22 protein-coding genes are annotated in these 22,489 nt (G+C 60.5%); 9 read left to right on the forward strand and 13 right to left on the reverse strand.

Annotated features, from left to right (window positions below; genetic code table 11):
- Positions 1–228: 228 nt before the first annotated feature.
- A complete protein-coding gene (locus ACIOU6_RS24130) occupies positions 229–945 on the reverse strand; it encodes a response regulator transcription factor (RefSeq protein WP_221732224.1) in 717 nt (238 codons plus the stop codon).
- 167 nt (positions 946–1,112) lie between these two features.
- Here ACIOU6_RS24130 and ACIOU6_RS24135 point away from each other — a divergent pair, with 167 nt between their 5' ends.
- On the forward strand, positions 1,113–2,645 hold the full coding sequence (locus ACIOU6_RS24135) for an ATP-binding protein (RefSeq protein ID WP_401139087.1): 1,533 nt from the start codon (positions 1,113–1,115) through the stop codon (positions 2,643–2,645).
- A 201-nt stretch (positions 2,646–2,846) separates the two neighbouring features.
- Here ACIOU6_RS24135 and ACIOU6_RS24140 read toward each other — a convergent pair whose 3' ends face one another.
- From ACIOU6_RS24140 to glyQ, 4 genes are all read right to left on the reverse strand, one after another.
- Entirely contained in the window at positions 2,847–3,593 is a 747-nt protein-coding gene (locus ACIOU6_RS24140) for a lysophospholipid acyltransferase family protein (RefSeq protein WP_401139088.1), read from the reverse strand.
- Between the two features lie 82 nt (positions 3,594–3,675).
- Positions 3,676–4,215, reverse strand: coding sequence for a D-glycero-beta-D-manno-heptose 1,7-bisphosphate 7-phosphatase (gmhB, locus tag ACIOU6_RS24145; RefSeq protein ID WP_401139089.1), 540 nt, complete (start codon positions 4,213–4,215; stop codon positions 3,676–3,678).
- A gap of 4 nt (positions 4,216–4,219) precedes the next feature.
- Positions 4,220–6,274, reverse strand: a complete 2,055-nt coding sequence (gene glyS, locus ACIOU6_RS24150) for a glycine--tRNA ligase subunit beta (RefSeq protein ID WP_221732228.1) — start codon at positions 6,272–6,274, stop codon at positions 4,220–4,222.
- Positions 6,271–7,224 carry a glycine--tRNA ligase subunit alpha gene (gene glyQ / locus ACIOU6_RS24155; protein WP_034152298.1) on the reverse strand — a complete coding sequence of 318 codons (954 nt, stop codon included), beginning with the start codon at positions 7,222–7,224 and terminating at the stop codon, positions 6,271–6,273. Before glyQ ends, glyS begins: the two co-directional genes overlap by 4 nt.
- An 81-nt stretch (positions 7,225–7,305) precedes the next feature.
- Between glyQ and tag the strand changes: the two genes are divergently transcribed.
- The 3 genes from tag to ACIOU6_RS24170 all read left to right on the forward strand — a co-directional run bounded on the left by tag (position 7,306) and on the right by ACIOU6_RS24170 (position 9,115).
- The gene (tag, locus tag ACIOU6_RS24160) at positions 7,306–7,863 is read left to right on the forward strand and encodes a DNA-3-methyladenine glycosylase I (RefSeq protein ID WP_221732229.1); all 558 of its coding nucleotides are present in this window, start codon (positions 7,306–7,308) and stop codon (positions 7,861–7,863) included.
- Between the two features lie 40 nt (positions 7,864–7,903).
- Positions 7,904–8,791 carry a lysophospholipid acyltransferase gene (locus tag ACIOU6_RS24165; RefSeq protein WP_401139090.1) on the forward strand — a complete coding sequence of 296 codons (888 nt, stop codon included), beginning with the start codon at positions 7,904–7,906 and terminating at the stop codon, positions 8,789–8,791.
- Between the two features lie 84 nt (positions 8,792–8,875).
- Entirely contained in the window at positions 8,876–9,115 is a 240-nt protein-coding gene (locus ACIOU6_RS24170; protein ID WP_221732231.1) for a PilZ domain-containing protein, read from the forward strand.
- Position 9,116: 1 nt separating this feature from the next.
- Here ACIOU6_RS24170 and ACIOU6_RS24175 read toward each other — a convergent pair whose 3' ends face one another.
- The 5 genes from ACIOU6_RS24175 to def all read right to left on the reverse strand — a co-directional run bounded on the left by ACIOU6_RS24175 (position 9,117) and on the right by def (position 13,805).
- A complete protein-coding gene (locus ACIOU6_RS24175) occupies positions 9,117–9,431 on the reverse strand; it encodes a tetratricopeptide repeat protein (protein WP_221732232.1) in 315 nt (104 codons plus the stop codon).
- Positions 9,432–9,575: 144 nt separating this feature from the next.
- Positions 9,576–10,952 carry a Trk system potassium transporter TrkA gene (gene trkA / locus ACIOU6_RS24180; RefSeq protein WP_221732233.1) on the reverse strand — a complete coding sequence of 459 codons (1,377 nt, stop codon included), beginning with the start codon at positions 10,950–10,952 and terminating at the stop codon, positions 9,576–9,578.
- Positions 10,953–10,974: 22 nt separating this feature from the next.
- A complete protein-coding gene (rsmB, locus tag ACIOU6_RS24185; RefSeq protein WP_401139091.1) occupies positions 10,975–12,285 on the reverse strand; it encodes a 16S rRNA (cytosine(967)-C(5))-methyltransferase RsmB in 1,311 nt (436 codons plus the stop codon).
- Positions 12,282–13,241: a methionyl-tRNA formyltransferase gene (gene fmt / locus ACIOU6_RS24190; RefSeq protein WP_401139092.1), complete on the reverse strand. Its 960-nt coding sequence runs from the start codon at positions 13,239–13,241 to the stop codon at positions 12,282–12,284. Before fmt ends, rsmB begins: the two co-directional genes overlap by 4 nt.
- 57 nt (positions 13,242–13,298) lie before the next feature.
- A complete protein-coding gene (gene def, locus ACIOU6_RS24195) occupies positions 13,299–13,805 on the reverse strand; it encodes a peptide deformylase (protein ID WP_221732236.1) in 507 nt (168 codons plus the stop codon).
- 158 nt (positions 13,806–13,963) lie between these two features.
- On the opposite strand from def, the gene ACIOU6_RS24200 reads away from it, so the two are divergent.
- The 3 genes from ACIOU6_RS24200 (at position 13,964) to ACIOU6_RS24210 (ending at position 16,782) form a co-directional block, all read left to right on the forward strand.
- Complete coding sequence (locus tag ACIOU6_RS24200; RefSeq protein ID WP_401139093.1) at positions 13,964–14,989, forward strand: LysM peptidoglycan-binding domain-containing protein; 1,026 nt, start codon at positions 13,964–13,966, stop codon at positions 14,987–14,989.
- 80 nt (positions 14,990–15,069) lie between these two features.
- Positions 15,070–16,170 (forward strand): DNA-processing protein DprA, encoded by a 1,101-nt coding sequence (dprA, locus tag ACIOU6_RS24205; RefSeq protein WP_401139094.1) that lies wholly within the window; start codon positions 15,070–15,072, stop codon positions 16,168–16,170.
- A 54-nt stretch (positions 16,171–16,224) separates the two neighbouring features.
- Positions 16,225–16,782, forward strand: coding sequence for an L-threonylcarbamoyladenylate synthase (locus tag ACIOU6_RS24210; protein ID WP_221732239.1), 558 nt, complete (start codon positions 16,225–16,227; stop codon positions 16,780–16,782).
- 89 nt (positions 16,783–16,871) lie between these two features.
- On the opposite strand, the gene ACIOU6_RS24215 is transcribed toward ACIOU6_RS24210, so the two are convergent.
- On the reverse strand, positions 16,872–17,849 hold the full coding sequence (locus ACIOU6_RS24215) for an NADPH:quinone reductase (RefSeq protein ID WP_401139095.1): 978 nt from the start codon (positions 17,847–17,849) through the stop codon (positions 16,872–16,874).
- A 162-nt stretch (positions 17,850–18,011) separates the two neighbouring features.
- Here ACIOU6_RS24215 and hemF point away from each other — a divergent pair, with 162 nt between their 5' ends.
- Positions 18,012–18,926: an oxygen-dependent coproporphyrinogen oxidase gene (gene hemF, locus ACIOU6_RS24220; protein WP_221732241.1), complete on the forward strand. Its 915-nt coding sequence runs from the start codon at positions 18,012–18,014 to the stop codon at positions 18,924–18,926.
- Positions 18,927–18,935: 9 nt separating this feature from the next.
- On the forward strand, positions 18,936–19,757 hold the full coding sequence (gene aroE, locus ACIOU6_RS24225; RefSeq protein ID WP_221732242.1) for a shikimate dehydrogenase: 822 nt from the start codon (positions 18,936–18,938) through the stop codon (positions 19,755–19,757).
- A gap of 91 nt (positions 19,758–19,848) precedes the next feature.
- Here the strand turns inward: aroE and ACIOU6_RS24230 are convergent, their stop codons facing one another.
- Together ACIOU6_RS24230 and choX are read right to left on the reverse strand one after the other, a co-directional pair.
- Complete coding sequence (locus ACIOU6_RS24230) at positions 19,849–21,417, reverse strand: SulP family inorganic anion transporter (protein ID WP_401139096.1); 1,569 nt, start codon at positions 21,415–21,417, stop codon at positions 19,849–19,851.
- A gap of 149 nt (positions 21,418–21,566) precedes the next feature.
- Positions 21,567–22,487, reverse strand: coding sequence for a choline ABC transporter substrate-binding protein (choX, locus tag ACIOU6_RS24235; protein ID WP_401139097.1), 921 nt, complete (start codon positions 22,485–22,487; stop codon positions 21,567–21,569).
- Between the last annotated feature and the right edge of the window lie 2 nt (positions 22,488–22,489).

Here is a 22,489-nt window from a genome sequence, read left to right on the forward strand (position 1 = left end):
CCGATGGTAGTGTGGGGTTTCCCCATGTGAGAGTAGGTCATCGTCAAGATTAAATTCCGAAACCCCAATTGCGAAAGCAGTTGGGGTTTTGTTTTTTGGCTCGAAAAAGCATTCTAAAAGTAACTGTCCGGTCAGTACCTACTCCATAACCGTTCTCCAAATTAACCAAGACAGTGGACACCATTTTTTAATGGGCACTATCTTGGAGGTAGGGTGGCGTTCGGACGCTTACTTCGCTATCGCCACACTTTCTAACCGATATCCATAACCGTAAATTGTCAGCAGTTGCCAACCACGATCCGCTGTAAGTCCTAGCTTGTTGCGCAGGCGATAAATGTGGGTATCCAGAGGTCTCGACGAAGCCACTTCTTCATGGGGCCAGAAGCGCTCATAGAGATAGTCGCGTGATAACGGCCGACCGAGATTGCTGAACAGACAGCGCGCTAACCGATACTCGCGCTCCGTCATGATGATCGCCTTGCCTTCGCGGGTGACGCTCAGTTCGGCGTCATCGAAGGTCAAATCATTGAAGCAGCGGACTTCGGTAGCGGCAGTACGTTGCAGACTGTGTCGGCGCAGTACCGCAGCAACTCGAGCCTTCAGCTCGTTGGGCCGAAACGGTTTGCTGACATAGTCATCAGCTCCTGCATTCAATGCCTGAACGATATCGCTTTCGCCGTCGCGGCTGGTAAGCATGATCGCGGCCGGTGGCGCTTCCATGTGTTCGCGGGTCCAGCGTAAGAGGGCCAGGCCGGAGAGGTCGGGGAGTTGCCAGTCGAGGATTAGCAGGTCGAAGGTTTCCCGGCGCAACTGTCGCAGCAGGTCTTCGCCACGTTCGAAGCTGTGCAGTGACCATGGCTGATCTCCGGCGTCAGCCATTTGTTGCAGGGTTTGCTCGACCCGGCGCAGTTCGGCGGGCTCGTCGTCCAGTATCGCAACGCGCATACGCGGTTCTTCCTTGTTGCTGGGGCGGTGGGGTATCGACAATACCGGCTCGCCCATCGCTATGAAAGTAAGCGGCCGCCATTGGTCGACGTCCGCTATGATTCTTCGTTCTACGTATTCAGACCTGTGGCCCATGAAACCATTCACCCTCCCTCGCCCTTTCTCCCATGAATGATCGGCGTCGGTACGAAAGTCGTGAACCCAGCCAAGTGCAGCGACTGTTTCGACAGTTGGTACGCGAGTGGTTGTGGATAAGTCTAGTGCTGTTGCCGCTGACTGCGTTGCTGTCTTATCGCGCGCAGATCAACTTGCACGCTGCGTCACCCGGAGTGGGAGCGTTGCTGTCGGTGGGCATGGTGGCGTTTGTGTTGGGTTTGCTGCTTTGGCGTCCGCGATGGGCGCTTTGGATAACGCTGACAGGCATGGCGTGTGCGCTGACGACCAGTGCCGGGCTCGCTGAAATGCGTCGTTGGTGGTCGCCGACGCCTGCGGTACTGGGCATGTTGTTCGGCTATTTGATCTGGAACTGGCGACGTCTGAGTGTGGTGTTGACCTACTTCGGTTGGGAGTTGGCACGACTGGACAGCGAGCCGAAAGTCTTTCCCGAACGCCGCCGCACACAACTCACCGGCGCCGATCGATTACAGGGCCAGATCATGGCGCTTGAGCAAGCCATGAGCCGCACTCGTGATACTCGGCGTTTCATCGCTGACGGCCTGGAATACCTGCCGGTCGCGACACTGATCAGCGATCCAAAGGGGCAAATCCTGCTGGGCAACCGTAAGGCTCGGCATCTCTTCGAAGATCAACTGGTGGGCGCCGACATCCTCGTTCAACTGGCGCGCCTCGGTTATCCAGAGTTATCTACCGAGCCACACCCGCAGTTGTCCGCGCTGCCACTGTTGGAGTTCAGAGATCACAAGGAACGCAGCCTGCGCCTGGAACGTGCGGCACTGCTGCCGGTGGACGGTGACACGCCCATCGGCTGGCTGTTGAGCCTGACAGATCTGAGTGCTGAACGCGCTGCGGAAGAACAACGCGGGGTGTTGCTGCGCTTTCTCTCCCATGATCTGCGCGCTCCACACTCGGCGATTCTCGCGTTGCTCGACGTCCACCGTCATCAGGCCGGTGCTGACTCGCCGTTATTTGAACAGATTGAGCGTCAGGTCCGTCGTGCTCTGGATCTGACCGATGGCTTCGTGCTGCTGGCGCGCGCCGAATCCGAGGCCTATCAGTTTCAGCCAACGTTGTTCGCGATGTTAGTGCTCGACGTGCTGGATCAGGTCTTACCCATTGCCCAACAAAAACGCATCGAAGTGTTTCACGACATGGATGAGCAATCGCAGGAGCGGTTGATACAGGCCGACCAAGGGTTGCTGACCCGCGCCTTGTTCAACTTGCTGGAAAACGCGATCAAATACAGCCCGGCGGATAGCCGGATCGCGCTGCGTGTCAGTTGTGACGGTGAATGGCTGCAGTGTGAGTTGACCGATCAGGGCAAGGGCATTGCCGCGCAGGAACTGCCGGATCTGTTCAGCCAGTACCGGCGTTTTTCATCCGCCCAAGGCATTGATGGTGTAGGCCTGGGCCTGTCGATGGTCAAGGCTGTGGTCGATCACCATGGCGGCCGCATCGAGTGCCGCAGCGTGGTTGATCAGGGCACCACGTTCGTCCTTGAGTTGCCGCTGATACCCGAGTGAACAGGTACAAAAAAACCGGCTATATCAGCCGGTTTTTTTACATCCGAAAAAAACTTATGCACCATTTACGGTGTTTTATGAGCTTGAGAAATATATAAGTAAATCAATATCTTATATTGAATATTCAGGCTTTTTCAAAAGAATCGTGCACAGGTTATCCACAAAATCTCAGACAGCCACCTGATCGCTGGCGGCGGGTGCTTACGGGGCCGGTGGCAGTGAACCCATTTCGCGCTGGGTCTTCTCGTTCCACGCTTGCACACGGTCATTGAGTTCGGCGATGGCGCGAGGGCCAGTGCCTTCGGCGTACATCGGCTCGCCGATGACCACCGTGATCACACCAGCGTTTTTCCCCCAGCCAATTTTCGGCCAGAATTTTCCGGCATTGTGTGCAATCGGTAGCACCGGCAGTGCAGCATTCACCGCTAAAGCGCTGCCACTGCGGGAGAACTTGCCGACAGTGCCAAAAGGAACGCGTGTACCTTCAGGGAAGATCAGTACCCAGACATTGTCCTTGAGCAGTTCATCACCCTTGGCCGCGACTTGTTTGAGCGCCGCTTTTGGGTTGTCGCGATCAATCGCGATCGGCCGCAGCATCGCCATGGCCCAGCCGAAGAACGGCACGTAGAGCAATTCGCGCTTGAGCACTTGGCTCAAAGGCGAGAAATAAGCGGAGAGAAAGAACGTCTCCCAAGTGCTCTGGTGGTTCGATTGAATCACGCAGGGCTGGTCAGGCACGTTTTGCGCGCCTTTGACCTCGTAACGGATACCCAGAAACACCTTGGTTAACCACAAGGCGCAACGACACCAGTACACGTTGATAAAACGATACCGCGCCTTGAATGGCAGAAAGGGCGCGATGAAAAAGCTCAGGCTGCACCACAACAAGGAGGTGGTGCCCAGCAGCAGGTAAAAGAGGAATATTCTGAAGGCCCGCAGTATCGACATGGCGACGTTTACCGTTACGGGCAATGCCCGACTGTTCAAGCGCACTCCCGATCAATCCCTGGTCAGGAATTTCAGAAGTACTCTAGTTGTGGATAAGTTCTGCGGCAATCGCCGCTAGATCGTCAAAAATCAGAGTGCCAACCGGCAGGGTTTTGCCCTGAGTCTTTTCGCCTTTCCCGGTCTTTACCAAAACGGGTTGTGAATCGACGGCTTTGGCGGCCTCCAGGTCACCAAGGCTGTCACCGACGAACCAGACATGGGTCAGCTCGACGTTGTAATGCGCCGCGATGGTTTTCAACATCCCCGGTTTCGGCTTGCGGCAATCGCAGCCTTCATCCGGCCCATGCGGGCAATACACGATCAGCCCGACTTCACCGCCCTGCTCCGCCACCAACTTGCGCAGGTGCGCGTGCATGGCGTCGAGGGTGGCGAGGTCGTAGTAGCCGCGAGCAATGCCCGACTGGTTGGTGGCGACCGCCACCGTCCAGCCGGCCTTGCTCAACTGCGCAATCGCCTCGATCGAGCCGGGCAAAGGCATCCACTCCTCCACCGACTTGATGTAAGCGTCGGAGTCGTAATTGATCACTCCGTCACGATCGAGAATCAGCAGTTTCAACAGCAATTCCTCAACCCAGCAGCGAAATATCGGCCACGCCCAGGAACAGGCCACGCAGACGCGCCAGCAGCGCGTAACGGTTGGCCCGCACATTGGCGTCTTCGGCATTGACCATCACCGCGTCGAAGAACGCATCCACCGGCTCACGCAATGCCGCCAGGCGTGCCAGCGATTCGTTGTACTGACGCGCTGCGGCCATTGGCTGTACAGCCTGATCCGCTTGCTGGATCGCCGAATACAGCGAGAACTCGTTGGCATTGTCGAAGTACTTGGCCTGAACCTCGGTCGGTACAGCGCCTTCAAGCTTGCTCAGCAAGTTGGAAACACGCTTGTTCACCGCCGCCAGCGCTGCGGCCTCCGGCAATTTGCGGAAGGCTTGAACCGCTTGCACACGCTGGTCGAAGTCCAGCGCCGAACCTGGCTTCAGGGCACGTACCGACAGGTAGGTCGCCACATCCACGCCTTCGTCTTCGTAACGCGCACGCAGACGGTCGAAGATGAATTCCAGCACGGATTCGTTGAGGCCGGCAGCCTTGACCTTGGCACCGAACGCATTCACGGCGAAGGCCACGGCGTCGTTCAGGTCCAGATCCAGTTGTTTCTCAATCAGGATGCGCAGCACGCCGAGAGCCGCACGGCGCAGGGCGTACGGGTCTTTGCTGCCCGTTGGCAGCATGCCGATGCCGAAGATACCGACCAGAGTGTCGAGCTTGTCAGCGATAGCGACGGCTGCACCGGTCAGGGTCGCCGGCAGTTCAGCACCGGCACCGCGTGGCATGTACTGCTCGTTCAGCGCCAGCGCGACATCTTCCGGCTCGCCGTCATTGAGGGCGTAGTAGTAACCGGCGACACCTTGCATCTCCGGGAACTCGCCGACCATTTCGGTGGCCAGGTCGCACTTGGACAGCAAGCCTGCACGGGCAGCCCACGAAGCATTGCCACCGATGCGTGCGGCGATATAAGCCGCCAGTTTCGAAACGCGCTCGGCCTTGTCGTAAACGCTGCCGAGTTTTTCCTGGAACACCACGTTCTTCAGGCGATCATTGAAAACTTCGAGTTTCTGCTTCTTGTCTTGTTTGAAGAAGAACTCGGCGTCGGTCAGGCGTGGACGAACCACTTTCTCGTTACCGGCGATGATCTGCTGTGGGTCTTTGCTTTCGATGTTGGCGACAGTGATGAAGCGTGGCAGCAACTTGCCGTCGGCATCCAGCAGGCAGAAATACTTCTGGTTGTCCTGCATGGTGGTGATCAGTGCTTCCTGCGGCACGTCGAGGAAGCGTTCCTCGAACGAGCACACCAGCGGCACCGGCCATTCAACCAGTGCGGTCACTTCGTCGAGCAGCGCCGGCGGAACGATTGCCGTGCCTTCCTGACGGGTGGCCAGTTCTTCGGTGCGCTTGCTGATGATCTCGCGACGCTCGTTGGCATCGGCCAACACATAAGCGGCACGCAGGTCGGCCAGGTAGCTCGACGGCGAGCCGATGCGAACGCTTTGCGGGTGGTGGAAGCGGTGACCACGAGAGTCACGGCCAGCCTTCTGCGCGAGGATCGTGCAGTCGATGACCTGGTCACCGAGCAGCATCACCAGCCATTGGGTCGGACGCACGAATTCTTCCTTGCGCGCACCCCAACGCATGCGTTTCGGGATCGGCAGGTCGTTCAGAGAGTCTTCGACGATGGTCGGCAGCAGGCTCGACGTCGGCTTTCCGGCGATGTTCTGGCTGTAGCGCAGTTTCGGACCGCTCTGGTCGATTTCGCTCAGATCGACGCCGCACTTCTTGGCAAAACCCAGGGCTGCTTGCGTCGGATTGCCTTCAGCATCGAATGCGGCCTGACGTGGCGGGCCGTCCAGGTTGATGCTGCGATCCGGCTGCTGAGTCGCCAGTGCGGTGATCAGTACTGCCAGACGACGCGGCGCGGCGTAGACGGTTTTCGTCTCGTAGCTCAGGCCAGCGGCTTGCAGGCCCTTGTCGATACCGGCGAGAAACGCGTCGGCCAAAGTGTTCAGGGCTTTGGGTGGCAGTTCTTCGGTGCCCAGTTCAACCAGAAAATCTTGCGCACTCATTGTGCAGCCTCCAGCTTGGCCAGTACTTCGTCACGCAGGTCCGGGGTCGCCATCGGGAAGCCCAGCTTGGCGCGAGCCAGCAGGTAGGCTTGCGCAACGGAACGCGCCAAGGTGCGCACGCGCAGAATGTATTGCTGACGCGCGGTCACCGAGATCGCCCGGCGCGCGTCCAGCAGGTTGAAGGTGTGCGAGGCCTTCAACACCATTTCGTAGCTCGGCAACGGCAGCGGCTGGTCGAGTTCGATCAGGCGCTTGGCTTCGCCTTCATAGAAGTCGAAAAGTTCGAACAGCTTGTCGACGTTGGCGTGTTCGAAGTTGTAAGTGGATTGCTCCACTTCGTTCTGGTGGAACACGTCGCCGTAGGTCACTTTGCCCATCGGGCCGTCAGCCCAGACCAGGTCGTAGACCGAGTCCACGCCTTGCAGGTACATGGCCAGACGTTCCAGACCGTAGGTGATCTCGCCGGTCACCGGGTAGCACTCGATGCCGCCCGCTTGCTGGAAGTACGTGAACTGAGTGACTTCCATACCGTTGAGCCAGACTTCCCAGCCCAGACCCCAGGCGCCGAGGGTCGGCGATTCCCAGTTGTCTTCGACAAAGCGAATGTCGTGGACCAGTGGGTCCAGGCCGACATGCTTGAGGGAGCCCAGGTACAGCTCCTGGAAGTTGTCCGGGTTCGGCTTCAGAACAACCTGAAACTGATAGTAGTGCTGCAGACGGTTCGGGTTTTCGCCGTAGCGGCCGTCAGTTGGACGGCGGCTTGGCTGCACGTAGGCGGCGTTCCAGGTTTCCGGGCCGATGGCGCGCAGGAACGTCGCGGTGTGGAAAGTGCCGGCGCCTACTTCCATATCGTAGGGCTGAAGTACCACACAACCTTGCTCGGCCCAGTATTGCTGGAGCGCGAGGATCAAGTCTTGGAAGGTACGCACGGCTGGCGTAGGCTGGCTCACGAAATTCACCTGTTTCTTGGGCTGCGATTTAAAGAGCGGGAGTATACCCGATTCGTTGCTGCGCACGCCCCCTGGAGCCTTATGCCACGCTGCTTTTGGTGTACCGAAGATCCGCTGTACATGGCTTATCACGATCAGGAGTGGGGCACGCCGCTACGCGATGCGCAGGGTTTGTTCGAGTTGCTTTTGCTCGAAGGGTTCCAGGCCGGGCTTTCCTGGATCACCGTACTGCGCAAACGCGAGCGTTATCGCGAGGTGTTGTTCGGCTTCGACGTCCAGCGCGTGGCGCAGATGACTGACGCCGAAATCGACGAATTGATGCTCGATCCGGGGATTATCCGCAACCGCCTCAAACTCAATGCTGCGCGGCGCAATGCCCAGGCGTGGCTGGCGCTTGAGGACCCGGTGGGCTTTCTCTGGTCGTTCGTTGGCGACCAATCGATCATCAATCATTTCAAGGATCGCAGCGAAGTCCCGGCGATTACCCCCGAAGCGCTGGCGATGAGCAAAGGCCTGAAAAAGGCCGGGTTCACGTTCGTCGGCCCGACCATTTGCTATGCATTGATGCAGGCCTCGGGCATGGTCATGGATCACACTCGGGACTGCGACCGCTACGCGCAGCTCGTCAACGGCGGTTAGAATGGCCGCCTCGCGCACAGCACAAGATCAGGAGTGACCTGTGGAAAAGTTTAAAGGCGCCTTGCTGGTAGGCGCTCTGCGGCTGTTTGCCCTGCTGCCATGGCGGGCAGTGCAGGCCGTGGGTTCGGCGATCGGCTGGATCATGTGGAAAACCCCCAACCGTTCACGCGACGTGGTGCGGATCAACCTCGCCAAGTGTTTTCCACAGATGGACCCGGCCGAGCGTGAACGCCTGGTCGGCCAGAGCCTGAAAGACATTGGCAAGTCTCTGACCGAAAGCGCCTGCGCTTGGATCTGGCCAGCCCAGCGTTCTATTGATCTGGTGCGCGAAGTCGAAGGCCTCGACATCCTCAAGGATGCACTGGCCTCGGGCAAAGGCGTGGTCGGCATCACCAGTCACCTGGGCAACTGGGAAGTGCTCAACCACTTCTATTGCAGCCAGTGCAAACCGATCATTTTCTATCGCCCGCCCAAGCTCAAGGCTGTGGATCAATTGCTGCGCAAACAGCGCGTGCAGTTGGGCAACAAAGTCGCCGCTTCCACCAAAGAAGGCATCCTCAGTGTCATCAAGGAAGTGCGCAGAGGTGGTGCGGTGGGCATTCCGGCCGACCCGGAACCGGCCGAATCCGCCGGGATCTTCGTGCCGTTCTTCGCCACTCAGGCGCTGACCAGCAAATTCGTACCGAACATGCTCGCTGGCGGCAAAGCGGTTGGCGTGTTCCTGCATGCACTGCGTCTGCCCGATGGTTCCGGCTACAAAGTGATCCTCGAAGCCGCGCCCGACGCCATGTACAGCACCGATACCGAGACGTCCTGCGCGGCCATGAGCCAAGTGGTCGAGCGTTATGTGGCGGCGTATCCGAGCCAGTACATGTGGAGCATGAAGCGTTTCAAGAAACGTCCACCGGGCGAGGAGCGCTGGTACTGAGGCGTTGGAGATCATGATTGGCATGATCTGTGGATAACTTAACCTTCAGGGTTATCCACAACCGTTCATTCAAGGGCGCAGCAGATGTCCGAACACCGCAAATCGTTTCGCATCAAAATCAGTCACGACAGTTTTGGCGAATGCCTTGGGCAAACGCGCAACCTGTCGCCTACCGGGGTGTATGTCCAGCATCCGCGTTTGGCGTCATTGCCCAAAGGCGCGGTGGTTTACGGGCAGGTGCAGGATTTACCCACAGGCGCGCCGCGCGTGCGGATGGAAGTGGTGACGGTGGATGCCGACGGGATCGGCCTGCGCTATCTGTAGATCATTGCGCCTGACGATCGAGCTTCTTCAGAAAAACCGTCATTTCCTTCTCGGCTTGCTTGTCGCCATGGGCGCGGGCCGCTTCCAGACCGTGCTCCCACGCCTGCCGTGCGGCGGCGCTATCGCCCAACGCCAGTTGCGCCTTGCCCAACAGTTTCCACGCCGCCGAATATTTCGGATCGAAACCGACACAGCGCTCAAAGTGCTCGGCAGCCTTGGCGTTCTCTCCCAGATCCAAGTAGCCCTTACCCAAGCCAAAGCGCAGCAGGGCGTTATCCACACCCTTGGCGAGCATTTTTTCCAGGGATTCGAGCATTTGTGGATTCCTTTCTGTGGAGTGTCAGGAGTTGATGGGGGGTAGTGAGGCCTATTCGCGAGCAAGCCCGCTCCCACAATTGGAACGCATTCCCCTGTGGGAGCGGGCTTGCCCGGGAAGAGGCCAGTGCTGTCACCGCAACACTCAGAAAAAGCTCAACCCCACATGGAACAACTTCTCCACATCCCGGATATGTTTTTTATCCACAAGGAACAGAATCACATGGTCACCCGCTTCGATCACGGTGTCGTCGTGGGCGATGATCACTTGTTCATTGCGGATGACGGCGCCAATGGTGGTGCCCGGTGGCAGGCCGATTTTATCGATGGGCTTGCCGATCACTTTGCTCGACTTGGCATCACCGTGGGCGATTGCTTCGATCGCTTCCGCAGCTCCCCGTCGCAATGAGTGCACGCTGACGATATCGCCACGGCGTACGTGGGCCAGCAAGGTGCCGATGGTCGCCAGTTGCGGGCTGATGGCGATGTCGATGTCGCCGCCCTGGATCAGGTCGACGTAAGCCGGGTTGTTGATGATCGTCATCACTTTCTTCGCCCCCAGCCGTTTGGCCAGCAGCGACGACATGATGTTGGCTTCGTCATCGTTGGTCAGGGCGAGGAAGATATCCGCGTCGGCGATGTTCTCTTCCAGCAGCAAGTCGCGGTCCGACGCGCTGCCCTGCAGCACCACGGTGCTGTCGAGGGTGTCGGAGAGATAGCGGCAGCGTGCCGGGCTCATCTCGATGATCTTCACCTGATAACGGCTTTCGATGGCCTCGGCCAAGCGTTCGCCGATCTGCCCGCCACCGGCGATGACGATGCGTTTGTAGGTTTCGTCGAGACGGCGCATTTCACTCATCACCGCGCGAATATCCTCACGCGCAGCGATGAAGAAGACTTCGTCATCGGCTTCGATCACCGTGTCGCCCTGGGGCAGGATCGGCCGGTCGCGGCGGAAAATCGCCGCCACGCGGGTCTCGACATTCGGCATGTGTTCGCGCAATTGGCGCAGTTGCTGACCCACCAGCGGCCCGCCGTAATAGGCACGCACGGCCACCAGTTGCGCCTTGCCTTCGGCGAAGTCGATCACCTGCAAGGCGCCGGGATGCTGGATCAGGCGCTTGATGTAATTGGTGACGACTTGCTCGGGGCTGATCAGCACGTCGACCGGAATCGCTTCGTTCTGGAACAGCTGTTCCTCGCGGGCCAGGTAAGACGCTTCGCGCACCCGGGCGATTTTGGTCGGGGTGTGGAACAGCGTGTGGGCGACCTGGCAGGCAACCATGTTGGTTTCGTCGCTGTTGGTCACCGCTACCAACATGTCGGCGTCGTCGGCGCCGGCCTGACGCAGCACCGACGGCAGCGAGCCACGGCCCTGAATAGTACGGATGTCGAGGCGGTCGCCGAGGTCGCGCAGGCGCTCGCCGTCCGTGTCGACCACCGTGATGTCGTTGGCCTCGCTGGCCAAATGTTCAGCCAGCGAACCGCCGACCTGTCCTGCACCGAGGATGATGATTTTCATCCAGTCACTCCGTTGAATCCGTTTAGCCGCGAGATGCAGCGATCTTGATCAGCTTGGCGTAATAGAACCCGTCATGGCCACCCTGCTGGGCCAGCAATTGGCGACCATGGGGCTGCTTGATCCCGGCCGTAGTTGCCAGATCCAGTTCCCGTGCGCCCGCCGTGCGTTCGAGGAACGCGGCAATCACTTCGGTGTTCTCGGTCGGCAAAGTCGAGCAAGTGGCGTAGAGCACAATGCCGCCTACTTCGAGGGTTTTCCACATCGCGTCGAGCAACTCGCCTTGCAGTTGCGCCAGAGCCGCGATGTCGTCGGCCTGGCGGGTCAGTTTGATGTCCGGATGGCGGCGGATGACGCCTGTGGCCGAGCACGGTGCGTCGAGCAGGATGCGCTGGAACGGTTTGCCGTCCCACCATACCGCCGTTTCGCGACCGTCGGCGGCGATCAGTTCGGCGCTCAGCCCCAAACGTTCAAGGTTCTCTCTGACTCGCACCAGGCGCTTGGCTTCCAGATCCACCGCCACCACGCCAGCCAGCGCGGGTTCGGCCTCAAGGATGTGGCAGGTCTTGCCTCCCGGGGCGCAGCAGGCATCGAGCACCCGCTGGCCCGGAGCGAGGTCGAGCAAGTCGGCGGCCAGTTGCGCCGCTTCGTCCTGCACGCTGATCCAGCCATCGGCAAAACCCGGCAGGCTGCGCACATCGGCCGCGGCTTCGAGGACGATGCCGTCGAGGCTGTAAACGCACGGTGTCGCCGCGATACCGGCCTCAGTCAGCAATCCCAGGTAGGCGTCGCGACTGTGATGACGGCGATTGACCCGCAGAATCATCGGAGGATGCGCGTTGTTGGCTTCGCAGATCGCTTCCCACTGCTCGGGCCAGAAAGCTTTCAGGGATTTTTGCAGCCAGCGGGGGTGGGCGGTACGCACCACCGGATCACGCTCCAGCTCGGCGAAAATCGTTTCGCTCTCGCGTTGCGCGTTACGCAGCACAGCATTGAGCAAACCTTTGGCCCAAGGCTTTTTCAGCTTGTCGGCGCACCCCACCGTTTCACCGATGGCGGCGTGGGCCGGCACACGGGTGTAGAGCAGTTGGTAGAGCCCGACCAGCAGCAACGCCTCGACATCGGCATCGGCGGCCTTGAAGGGCTTCTGTAGCAGTTTCTCCGCCAGTGCCGACAAGCGTGGCTGCCAGCGCGCTGTGCCGAACGCCAGATCCTGAGTGAAGCCGCGATCGCGATCCTCGACCTTGTCCAGTTGCGTCGGCAAGGAACTGTTCAGCGAGGCTTTGCCACTCAGTACAGCGGCGAGTGCCTTGGCGGCGGCCAGACGCGGGTTCATTGCGCGGCCACCGCAGCACCCAGCACGGTGCCGACGGCGAATTTCTCACGACGGCTGTTAAACAGGTCGCTGAAGTTCAGCGCCTTGCCGCCGGGCAATTGCAGACGGGTCAGGCACAGTGCCTGTGCGCCGCACGCGACGATCAAGCCGTCCTTGCTGGCGCTGAGGATGGTGCCCGGTGCGCCGTTGCCTTCGGCGAGCGTCGCCGCCAGCACTTTCAGCGCTTCACCGTTGAGGGTGCTGTGGGTGATCGGCCATGGATTGAAGGCGCGGACCAGACGCTCCAGCTCAACGGCCGGGCGGCTCCAGTCGATGCGTGCTTCGTCCTTGTTCAGTTTGTGCGCGTAGGTGGCGAGGTCATCGTTCTGCACTTCGCCTTCCAGCGTCCCGGCAGCGAGGCCGGCAATCGCCTGCACCACGGCCGGTGGGCCCAGCTCGGCGAGACGGTCGTGGAGGCTGCCGCCAGTGTCGCCGGCGCTGATCGGCGTGACGACCTTGAGCAGCATCGGCCCGGTGTCGAGACCCGCCTCCATGCGCATCACGGTCACGCCACTTTCGGCATCACCCGCTTCGACGGCGCGCTGAATCGGCGCCGCACCGCGCCAGCGAGGCAGCAAGGAGGCGTGGCTGTTGATGCAGCCCAGGCGCGGAATATCCAGCACCACTTGCGGCAGGATCAGGCCGTAGGCGACCACCACCATCAAGTCCGGCTTCAGCGCGGCGAGTTCAGCCTGAGCGTCAGCGTTGCGCAAAGTCGGCGGCTGCAACACCTGGATATTATTTTCCAGCGCTAGCTGTTTAACCGGGCTCGGCATCAGTTTTTGCCCGCGACCGGCCGGACGATCCGGTTGGGTGTAGACCGCAACGATCTCGTAAGGGCTGCTCAGCAAGGCCTTGAGGTGTTCAGCGGCGAATTCCGGGGTACCGGCAAAAACGATGCGCAGTGGCTCAGTCATGGAAGGAGTCTCATAAAAAGAAAAAGGCTTGCCGCAGCAAGCCTTTGAAGAGGGGCATCAAGCGTTCTGGCGATGCTGCTTTTCCAGTTTCTTCTTGATCCGGTCGCGTTTGAGCGTGGACAGGTAATCGACGAACAATTTGCCGTTGAGGTGGTCGCATTCGTGCTGGATACACACGGCGAGCAGGCCTTCGGCGATCAGTTCGTAAGGCTTGCCGTCACGGTCCAGCGCCTTGATCCTGACCTTCTGCGGGCGGTCGACGTTTTCGTAGAAACCCGGCACCGAGAGGCAGCCTTCCTGATACTGATCCATTTCTTCGGTCAGCGATTCGAACTCGGGATTGATGAATACCCGTGGTTCGGTGCGGTCTTCTGAAAGGTCCATCACAACGATACGTTGGTGCACGTTGACCTGGGTCGCGGCGAGGCCGATGCCCGGCGCTTCATACATTGTTTCAAACATGTCATCGACCAACTGACGCACTTCGTCGTCCACTACGGCCACAGGCTTGGCGATAGTACGCAGACGCGGGTCCGGAAATTCGAGGATGTTTAAAATGGCCATAGGCTGATTGCTGCACGTATTGAGTAAAGTCGGGTCGATGGCCTGGCAGGTCCGAAGATGCAGGCTACCGTTGTGAAGCGTAGCTGCTGCAATTGCAGGAGCGAGCCACGGGGGCTCTGACGATTCACGCGAACGCACATGATAAAGGGATTCGCTGCATGAGGAAAACACTACTCGCCCTGCTGCTTCTGGCTTCGGCCGGCGTGGCGTACGGGCAAGTGCAACTCAGGGATGGTTTTCCACAGCAATACACGGTGGTTTCGGGGGATACGCTCTGGGACATTTCCGGCAAATACCTGCGCGAGCCCTGGCAGTGGCCACAGCTGTGGCGGGCCAACCCGCAGATCGAAAACCCCAACCTGATCTACCCCGGCGACACGCTGACGCTCAGTTATATCGATGGTCAGCCGCGCCTGACCCTCAATCGCGGCGAGTCGCGTGGCACGATCAAGCTGTCGCCACGAATTCGCACCAGCCCGGTGGCCGAGGCGATTCCGAGCATCCCACTGAAATCGATCAACAGTTTTCTGCTGAGCAACCGCATCGTCGACAAGGTCGAGGACTTCGACAAGGCGCCGTACATCGTCGCCGGCGATGCCGAACGGGTGCTCAGCGGCACCGGCGACCGCATCTTCGCGCGTGGCCATTTCGACCCGAACCAGCCGGTTTACGGGATTTTCCGCCAGGGCAAGGTCTACACCGATCCGCAGACCAAGGAGTTTCTGGGGATCAACGCCGACGACATCGGTGGCGGTGAGATCGTGGCCACCGAAGGCGACGTCGCCACCCTCGCCCTGCAACGCACCACCCAGGAAGTGCGCCTCGGCGACCGTTTGTTCAGCGGCGAAGAGCGTTCGATCAACTCAACCTTCATGCCCAGCGCACCGGCCAGCAACATCAACGGGGTGATCATCGACGTGCCACGCGGCGTCACCCAGATCGGCGTGATGGACGTGGTCACCCTGAACAAGGGCAAACGCGACGGTTTGGCCGAAGGCAATGTGCTGGTGGTGATGAAAACCGGGGAAACCGTGCGTGACCGCATCACCGGCCAACCCTTGAAAATTCCCGACGAACGCGCCGGATTGCTGATGGTGTTCCGCACCTACGAAAAGCTCAGCTACGGCCTCGTGCTCAACGCATCGCGCTCGCTGGCGGTGCTCGACAAGGTGCGCAATCCGTAAGCGTGCTCAACAAGTTACCAACAGAGTTATCCACAGCTTGTTCCGAATGGTTCGGGGCTTATAACGATCAAGGATGATCCATGATGATGTCTGTCTGTACGCCCGTTTCCCCGGCGGAACTGGAAGCGCGCCTGCGCCTGCACCGCTTGCCGGAAATCGGCCCGAAGCGGTTTGCCAAATTGCTCGAAGCCTTCGGCTCGGCTTCCAAAGCCATCAGCGCCCCGGCCAGTGCCTGGCGCTCGCTGGGTTTGCCAGCGGCATGCGCTGACGCGCGGCGCTGTCCTGAAGTGCGCGATGGCGCCAGTCATGCCATGCGCTGGCTAGAGCGCCCAGGTCAGCATTTGCTGATGTGGGATCAGCCGGATTACCCGGCCTTGCTGGCGCAGATTCCTGATCCGCCACCGCTGCTGTTCGTGGCTGGTGATCCGCTTATTCTGGAGAAACCGCAACTGGCGATGGTGGGCAGTCGACGCGCTTCGCGTCCGGGTATGGACACGGCGGCGGCGTTTTCCCGCAGTCTCGCCGGGGCCGGTTTTGTCATCAACAGTGGCTTGGCGTTGGGTATTGATGCCGCCGCGCATCAAGCGGCACTGGACGTGGGAGGGCAGACGGTCGGCGTGCTCGGCACGGGTCTGGAAAATTTTTATCCACAGCGCAATCGGCGACTGGCTGACGCAATGATTGCCTCGGGCAGCGCGGTGCTTTCGGAGTTCCCACTGGACGCCGGACCGAGCGCGAGCAACTTCCCGCGACGTAACCGGATCATAAGTGGCTTGTCCCTTGGTGTATTGGTGGTGGAGGCAAGTGTCGCCAGTGGTTCGTTGATCACCGCGCGGCTGGCGGCGGAGCAGGGGCGAGAGGTTTACGCCATTCCTGGCTCCATTCATCACCCCGGTGCGCGGGGTTGTCACCAGTTGATCCGCGATGGCGCGGTGCTGGTGGAAACCATCGAACATATTCTTGAAGCGCTGCGTGGCTGGCAGCATCTACCGATATCCACCGACACCCCGAAAACCGATCACCCACTGCTGCGCCTGCTCCACGCGGCGCCACACACCAGTGAAGCCTTGGTCGATAGCAGCGGCTGGGCTTTGCCCAAAGTGCTGGCGGCACTGACCGAACTGGAAATGGACGGCCGTGCAGTGTGTGAAAACGGTCGCTGGTTGGCGAGGACACGCTAGGTTTTACAGGGAAGATCGGTAAACTGCGCGAAACCTGTTTGCGGAGAGTTTTTCATGGTCAACAGTTGGCGTGTGCAACAAGCCGCACGAGAGATTCGTGCCGGGGCGGTGATTGCCTATCCAACCGAAGCCGTCTGGGGACTGGGTTGCGACCCGTGGAACGAAGAGGCGGTGGATCGGTTGCTGGCGATCAAGAATCGTTCGGTCGACAAGGGCCTGATTCTGGTCGCCGACAACATCCGCCAGTTCGACTTTCTGTTCGAAGACTTCCCGCAGGAGTGGATCGACCGCATGGCCAGCACCTGGCCAGGGCCGAACACTTGGCTGGTGCCGCACCAGAACCTGCTGCCTGAGTGGGTTACGGGTGTACACGACACCGTGGCGTTGCGGGTCAGCGATCATCCGCAGGTGCGCGACTTGTGCTCGATGGTCGGGCCGCTGATTTCGACCTCGGCCAACCCACAAGGGCGTCCGGCGGCGCGCACGAGGTTGCGGGTCGAACAGTATTTTCGTGGGCAGATCGATCTGGTGCTGGGCGGGGAACTGGGTGGGCGCAAGAACCCGAGCCTGATTCGCGATCTGGCCACCGGCAACGTCGTGCGCCCGGCCTGAAGACCGAGCTGCGCTCCTTCGCGAGCAAGCCCGCGCCCACAGGTTATCGGTGATCTCTGTGGGCGTGGGCTTGCTCGCGAAGGGGCCGGTCAAGGCAACAGGATTGTTGACCCCGTCGTGCGCCGTGCCGACAACTCGGTTTGGGCTTTAGCCGCATCCGCCAGTGAATACCGCTGACTGATAGCCACGTTGAGCTTGCCGCTGATGATCATCTCGAACAGCTCATCGGCCATGCGTTGCAGGTTCTCGGCATTGTTGGCGTAGGTCGCCAGGGTCGGCCGGGTCACGTACAACGAACCTTTCGCTGCAAGAATCCCCAGATTGACACCGTCGACTGCACCGGACGCGTTGCCGAAGCTGACCACCAGCCCTCGCGGCGACACGCTGTCGAGCGAGGTCAGCCAGGTGTCCTTGCCGACGCCGTCATACACCACCGGGACTTTCTTGCCGTCGGTCAACTCCAGCACGCGCTGCGCGACGTTTTCGTGGCTGTAGTCGATGGTCGCCCAAGCGCCGTTGGCTTTGGCCAGGTCGGCTTTCTCTTTGGAACTGACGGTGCCGATCAGTTTGACGTCCAACGCCTTCGCCCATTGGCAGGCCAGCGAACCGACGCCGCCAGCAGCGGCGTGGAACAGAATGGTTTCGCCCCCCTTGAGCTCAAAAGTCTGGCGCAGGAGGTACTGCACGGTCAGGCCCTTGAGCATGACCCCGGCAGCGGTTTCGAAACTGATTGCGTCTGGCAGGTGCACCAGATTGGCTTCGGGCAGAACGTGCAGTTCGCTGTAGGCACCCAACGGGCCGCTGCCATACGCCACGCGGTCACCGACCTTGAACCGGGTGACCTCGCTGCCCACGGCATCGACGATGCCCGCACCTTCCGCGCCCAGACCGGACGGCAAGGCCGGCGGTGCGTAAAGACCGCTGCGAAAGTAGGTGTCGATGAAGTTCAGGCCGATGGCTTTGTTGCTCACGCGAACCTGCTGCGGGCCAGGCTCCGCAGGCTGGTAGTCAATATATTCGAGGACTTCGGGACCGCCGTGGGCGCGGAACTGGATACGCTTTGCCATCTGCCTGCTCTCCTTGGGTCTTTTGTGAGGTCCCTATCCAACTCCCATGCTTGATCTTCGTCAACTGCGGTGCGCCGGTTTGCGGTGGTATGCTACGCGCCCATTTGCGTCGACCCCCGCCTGCGGGGCGCCGCGTAGTGATGCCCGATTCAAGGTGAAGCCATGACGACCCGCACCGACGCCGTAAAGGCCTATCTGCTCGACCTGCAAGACCGTATCTGCGCCGCGCTGGAAATCGAGGACGGCGGCACGCGCTTCGTCGAAGACGCCTGGGCCCGACCTGCTGGCGGTGGCGGTCGCACCCGCGTGATCGAAAACGGCACGCTGATCGAGAAGGGCGGCGTCAACTTTTCCCATGTCTTTGGCAGCGGTCTGCCGCCGTCGGCCAGCGCCCATCGGCCGGAGCTGGCCGGTCGCGGTTTTGAAGCCCTCGGCGTATCGCTGGTGATTCATCCGCACAACCCGCATGTGCCGACGTCGCACGCCAACGTGCGCTTTTTCATCGCCGAGAAGGAAGGTGAGGAGCCGGTCTGGTGGTTCGGCGGCGGCTTTGACCTGACCCCGTATTACGGCAACGAAGAAGACTGCATCCATTGGCACCGCGTCGCCGAGCAGGCCTGCGCGCCGTTCGGTGCGGACGTCTACCCGCGTTACAAGGCTTGGTGCGACACCTACTTTCACATCAAGCATCGCCACGAACCGCGCGGCATCGGCGGCCTGTTCTTCGATGACCTGAACGAGTGGGACTTCGACACCAGTTTCGCCTTCATGCGTGCCATCGGTGACGCTTACATCGATGCCTATCTGCCCATCGTGCAGCGGCGCAAACACGATGCGTTCACCGCCCAGCAGCGTGAGTTCCAGGAATTCCGCCGTGGCCGCTACGTCGAGTTCAACCTGGTTTACGACCGTGGCACGCTGTTCGGCCTGCAATCGGGCGGGCGTACCGAGTCGATCCTTATGTCGCTGCCGCCGCAAGTGCGCTGGGGCTATGACTGGAAAGCCGAGCCCGGCAGCGAAGAAGCACGCCTGACCGAGTACTTCCTGCAAGACCGCGACTGGCTCGCCCAGGCCTGAGGACATCTGATGGATCGTTACGTCGTTTTCGGTAACCCGATCGGCCACAGCAAGTCGCCGATGATTCACAAGCTGTTCGCCGAACAGACCGGGCAGAGCCTCGACTACAGCACCTTGCTGGCGCCCCTCGACGATTTTTCCGGTTGCGCCACGGCGTTTTTCCAGGAAGGTCGCGGCGCCAACGTCACCGTGCCATTCAAGGAAGACGCCTATCGTCTGGCCAACAGCCTGACCGCTCGTGCACAACGTGCTGGCGCGGTGAACACCTTGAGCAAACTGGCTGACGGCTCGCTGCTGGGCGACAACACCGACGGCGCCGGACTGGTGCGTGATCTGACGGTGAACGCCGGATTCAGCCTGACCGGCAAACGCATCCTGCTGCTCGGCGCCGGTGGCGCCGTGCGTGGGGCGCTGGAGCCGTTGCTGGCGGAGCAACCGGCGTCGGTGATCATCGCCAACCGCACGGTGGACAAGGCCGAATGGCTGGCCGAGTTGTTCTGCGATCTGGGGCCGGTATCGGCCAGCGGTTTCGACTGGTTGCAGGAGCCGGTGGACATGATCATCAACGCCACCTCCGCCAGCCTCTCCGGTGAAGTACCGCCAATTGCGCCGAGCCTGATAGAGCCGGGCAAGACCCTGTGCTACGACATGATGTACGGCAAGGAGCCGACCGCGTTCTGCCGCTGGGCCAGTGAACACGGCGCAGCGGTGTCGATGGATGGTTTGGGCATGCTGGCCGAGCAAGCTGCCGAGGCGTTCTTTTTGTGGCGCGCAGTGCGGCCCGACACGGCGCCAGTACTCGAAGAGTTGCGTCGTCAACTAGCCCTTTAAAAGCTTCGCGAGCAAGCCCGCGCCCACATTTGAGATGCATTCCAATGTGGGCGCGGGCTTGCTCGCGAATGGCCGCACCGCCGATCCTGGATCAATCCTCAAACCGGATCGGACACTGCTCCGGCCCTTCGAGCTTGCGCAACTCCTCCACCACCTGCGGCCGCGCACCGCGCAACGTCAGGCTGCGATTCTGACGCAATAAACGCCGCGCCTCCTGATGCAGCATCTCCACCCCTGAATAATCGATGAAGTTGATCTGCTGCGCCTCAATCACCACCCGCGTGCCGTGCATGCGTTGCAAACGCACTTGCAGGTAATGGCTGGCGCCGAAAAAAATGGAGCCGCCAACCCGCAGCACATCGTCCTCACCATCGCGAAAATGCTGCACCCGTGGTTGTGAGGTGCGCTTGAGATAGAAGAACAGCGACGCCAGCACCCCGGCGTAAATCGCCGTCTGCAATTCCAGCAGCAACGTGGCGAGACAGGTCAGGGCCATGACCACGAACTCGGCACGGCTGACCCGCAGCAATGACCGAATGCCGCGATGATCCACCAGTCCCCAGGCGATCAACAAAATGCTGCCGGCCATGGCCGGAATTGGAATCTGCGCGATCAGCCCTGCCCCGAAAATCGCAAACAGCGCCACCCAGATCGCCGAAAACACTCCGGCCAGCGGCGAGCAGGCGCCCGCCTCGTAGCTGAGGCCCGAGCGGGTAAACGACCCGGCCGACAGCGAGCCGGAAAAGAACGCCCCGACGATATTGGATAAACCCTGCGCCCGAACCTCTTGATTGGCGTCGAGCAGTTGTTGCGAGCGCGCTGCAATCGAGCGGGCAATCGACAGGCTGGTGACCAGCCCGAGCATGCCCACCGCTACAGCGCTCGGCAGCAGGCGCAGGATCAAGTCCAGATCCAGCGGCAAGCCACTGAACGGCGGCAGACGCCCGATAAAAGCGCTGACCCGGTGCACATGCCCGAACATTGCCGGCCACAGCCAAACCAGCAAGCTGGCCAGTACCAGCGTGATCAACAGCGTTGGCCAGCGTGGCAGCAATTGTTTCAACACCACGCCGACCGCGACCGTGGCCACGCCAAGCACCAGCGAAGGTTTATCCACAGCCCTGAGGTGTTGCAGCAGATCCATCAAACTGGCCAGCGCCGTGGCTTTGGCCGGCAGATCCAGCCCCAACAGATTGGGCAACTGGCCGATGGCAATCACCACCGCCGCGCCCAGGGTGAATCCGAGCACCACCGAATGCGAGACGAAGTTCACCAGTGCGCCAAAGCGCAGCAAACCGATCAGCCATTGGAAAACCCCGGCGAGAAAGGTCAGCAGCAGAATCAGGGTGATGTAGTCCTGTGACGCTGGCACGGCCAATGGACTGACGCTGGCAAACAGCACAATCGAAATCGCCGCCGTAGGCCCGCAGATCAGATGCCACGACGAACCCCACAGGCAGGCGATCAACACCGGGATGATCGCCGCGTAGAGACCGTATTCGGGTGGGAGTCCGGCGATCAGCGCGTAGGCAATCGACTGGGGTAACGCGAGAATTGCACCGCTGAGGCCGACGATCAGGTCCCGTCCGACGCTGGCGCGGGTTTGCCGGGGCAGCCAGGTGAGGAAGGGGAACAGTGAGCGGCGAGTGGGGAAGGCCATGGGTCCTCGCGGTTTGGGGTTTGCGCAAGAGTAACAGGGTAAAACGTGCGGGAGCGTGCCCTCTGGTGAATGCGGTGGGTCATTCGACAGAGACACCGCATTCGCGAGCAAGCCCGCTCCCACGGGGTGAGACGACGGCCTCTAGTGAATCAGAGCCTGGCTTTCACCGCCGGCAGAGCCGCCTTCCCATCCAGCGTCTTCACGCCGTCCAGCCACTTGTCCAGCACCGCCGGATTCGCCTTGATCCAAGCCTTCACCGCCTCAGCATTGCTGACCTTCTTGTTGGTCACCTCCGCCATGATGCTGTTCTCCATCTCCTGAGTGAACGAAAGATTGGTCAGCAATTTACCCACATTCGGACACGCCTCGGCGTAGCCCTTGCGCGTCAACGTAAACACGCTGCCGGTGTCGCCAAAATACTTCTCGCCACCCTTGAGGTAATGCATTTTCAACTGCACGTTCATCGGATGCGGGGTCCAGCCGAGGAAGGTGACGAACTTCTGTTTCTTCACCGCCCGCGAGACTTCGGCGAGCATTGCCTGTTCGCTGGACTCGATGAGCTTCCACTGGCCCAGGTCGAAGTCATTTTTCTTGATGATTTCCTGCAACGAGATGTTCGCTGGCGCGCCCGAACCGATGCCGTAGATTTTCTTGCCGAACTTGTCGGCGAATGTATTCAGATCCGCGAAGTTGTGCACACCCGCGTCCCAGACGTAATCCGGCACGGCGAGGGTGAATTCGGTGCCGTCGAGGTTCTTCGCCAGTTGTGTCACGTCACCGGTGGCGATGAACTTGTCGTAGAAGCCCTGCTGCGCCGGCATCCAGTTCCCCATGAACACATCCACCTGGCCATCCTTCAGGCCGCCGAAGGTGATCGGTACCGCGAGGGTGTCGACCTTGGCCTTGTAGCCCATGCCGTCCAGCAGAAAACCGGTGATGGCGTTGGTCGCGGCGATGTCGCTCCAGCCGGGATCGGCCATTTTCACCGTCTCGCAACTTTGCTCGGCAAATGCCGAGGCACTGCCCAGAGCCAGCAGGCTGACCGTCAGTGCTGTGGATAACTTGCGCATGG

Source organism: Pseudomonas sp. NPDC087615, from assembly GCF_044743445.1.
Classification (GTDB): Bacteria; Pseudomonadota; Gammaproteobacteria; order Pseudomonadales; family Pseudomonadaceae; genus Aquipseudomonas; species Aquipseudomonas baetica_A.

What these genes read in the sequence shown, in the direction of transcription:
- ACIOU6_RS24130 (WP_221732224.1), bottom strand. Translation starts at nt 945, where the DNA reads ATGCGCGTTGCGATACTGGACGACGAGCCCGCCGAACTGCGCCGGGTC.
- ACIOU6_RS24135 (WP_401139087.1), top strand. Translation starts at nt 1,113, where the DNA reads ATGAATGATCGGCGTCGGTACGAAAGTCGTGAACCCAGCCAAGTGCAG.
- ACIOU6_RS24140 (WP_401139088.1), bottom strand. Translation starts at nt 3,593, where the DNA reads ATGTCGATACTGCGGGCCTTCAGAATATTCCTCTTTTACCTGCTGCTG.
- glyS (WP_221732228.1), bottom strand. Translation starts at nt 6,274, where the DNA reads ATGAGTGCGCAAGATTTTCTGGTTGAACTGGGCACCGAAGAACTGCCA.
- tag (WP_221732229.1), top strand. Translation starts at nt 7,306, where the DNA reads ATGCCACGCTGCTTTTGGTGTACCGAAGATCCGCTGTACATGGCTTAT.
- ACIOU6_RS24170 (WP_221732231.1), top strand. Translation starts at nt 8,876, where the DNA reads ATGTCCGAACACCGCAAATCGTTTCGCATCAAAATCAGTCACGACAGT.
- ACIOU6_RS24175 (WP_221732232.1), bottom strand. Translation starts at nt 9,431, where the DNA reads ATGCTCGAATCCCTGGAAAAAATGCTCGCCAAGGGTGTGGATAACGCC.
- trkA (WP_221732233.1), bottom strand. Translation starts at nt 10,952, where the DNA reads ATGAAAATCATCATCCTCGGTGCAGGACAGGTCGGCGGTTCGCTGGCT.
- rsmB (WP_401139091.1), bottom strand. Translation starts at nt 12,285, where the DNA reads ATGAACCCGCGTCTGGCCGCCGCCAAGGCACTCGCCGCTGTACTGAGT.
- fmt (WP_401139092.1), bottom strand. Translation starts at nt 13,241, where the DNA reads ATGACTGAGCCACTGCGCATCGTTTTTGCCGGTACCCCGGAATTCGCC.
- def (WP_221732236.1), bottom strand. Translation starts at nt 13,805, where the DNA reads ATGGCCATTTTAAACATCCTCGAATTTCCGGACCCGCGTCTGCGTACT.
- ACIOU6_RS24200 (WP_401139093.1), top strand. Translation starts at nt 13,964, where the DNA reads ATGAGGAAAACACTACTCGCCCTGCTGCTTCTGGCTTCGGCCGGCGTG.
- dprA (WP_401139094.1), top strand. Translation starts at nt 15,070, where the DNA reads ATGATGATGTCTGTCTGTACGCCCGTTTCCCCGGCGGAACTGGAAGCG.
- ACIOU6_RS24210 (WP_221732239.1), top strand. Translation starts at nt 16,225, where the DNA reads ATGGTCAACAGTTGGCGTGTGCAACAAGCCGCACGAGAGATTCGTGCC.
- ACIOU6_RS24215 (WP_401139095.1), bottom strand. Translation starts at nt 17,849, where the DNA reads ATGGCAAAGCGTATCCAGTTCCGCGCCCACGGCGGTCCCGAAGTCCTC.
- hemF (WP_221732241.1), top strand. Translation starts at nt 18,012, where the DNA reads ATGACGACCCGCACCGACGCCGTAAAGGCCTATCTGCTCGACCTGCAA.
- aroE (WP_221732242.1), top strand. Translation starts at nt 18,936, where the DNA reads ATGGATCGTTACGTCGTTTTCGGTAACCCGATCGGCCACAGCAAGTCG.
- ACIOU6_RS24230 (WP_401139096.1), bottom strand. Translation starts at nt 21,417, where the DNA reads ATGGCCTTCCCCACTCGCCGCTCACTGTTCCCCTTCCTCACCTGGCTG.
- choX (WP_401139097.1), bottom strand. Translation starts at nt 22,487, where the DNA reads ATGCGCAAGTTATCCACAGCACTGACGGTCAGCCTGCTGGCTCTGGGC.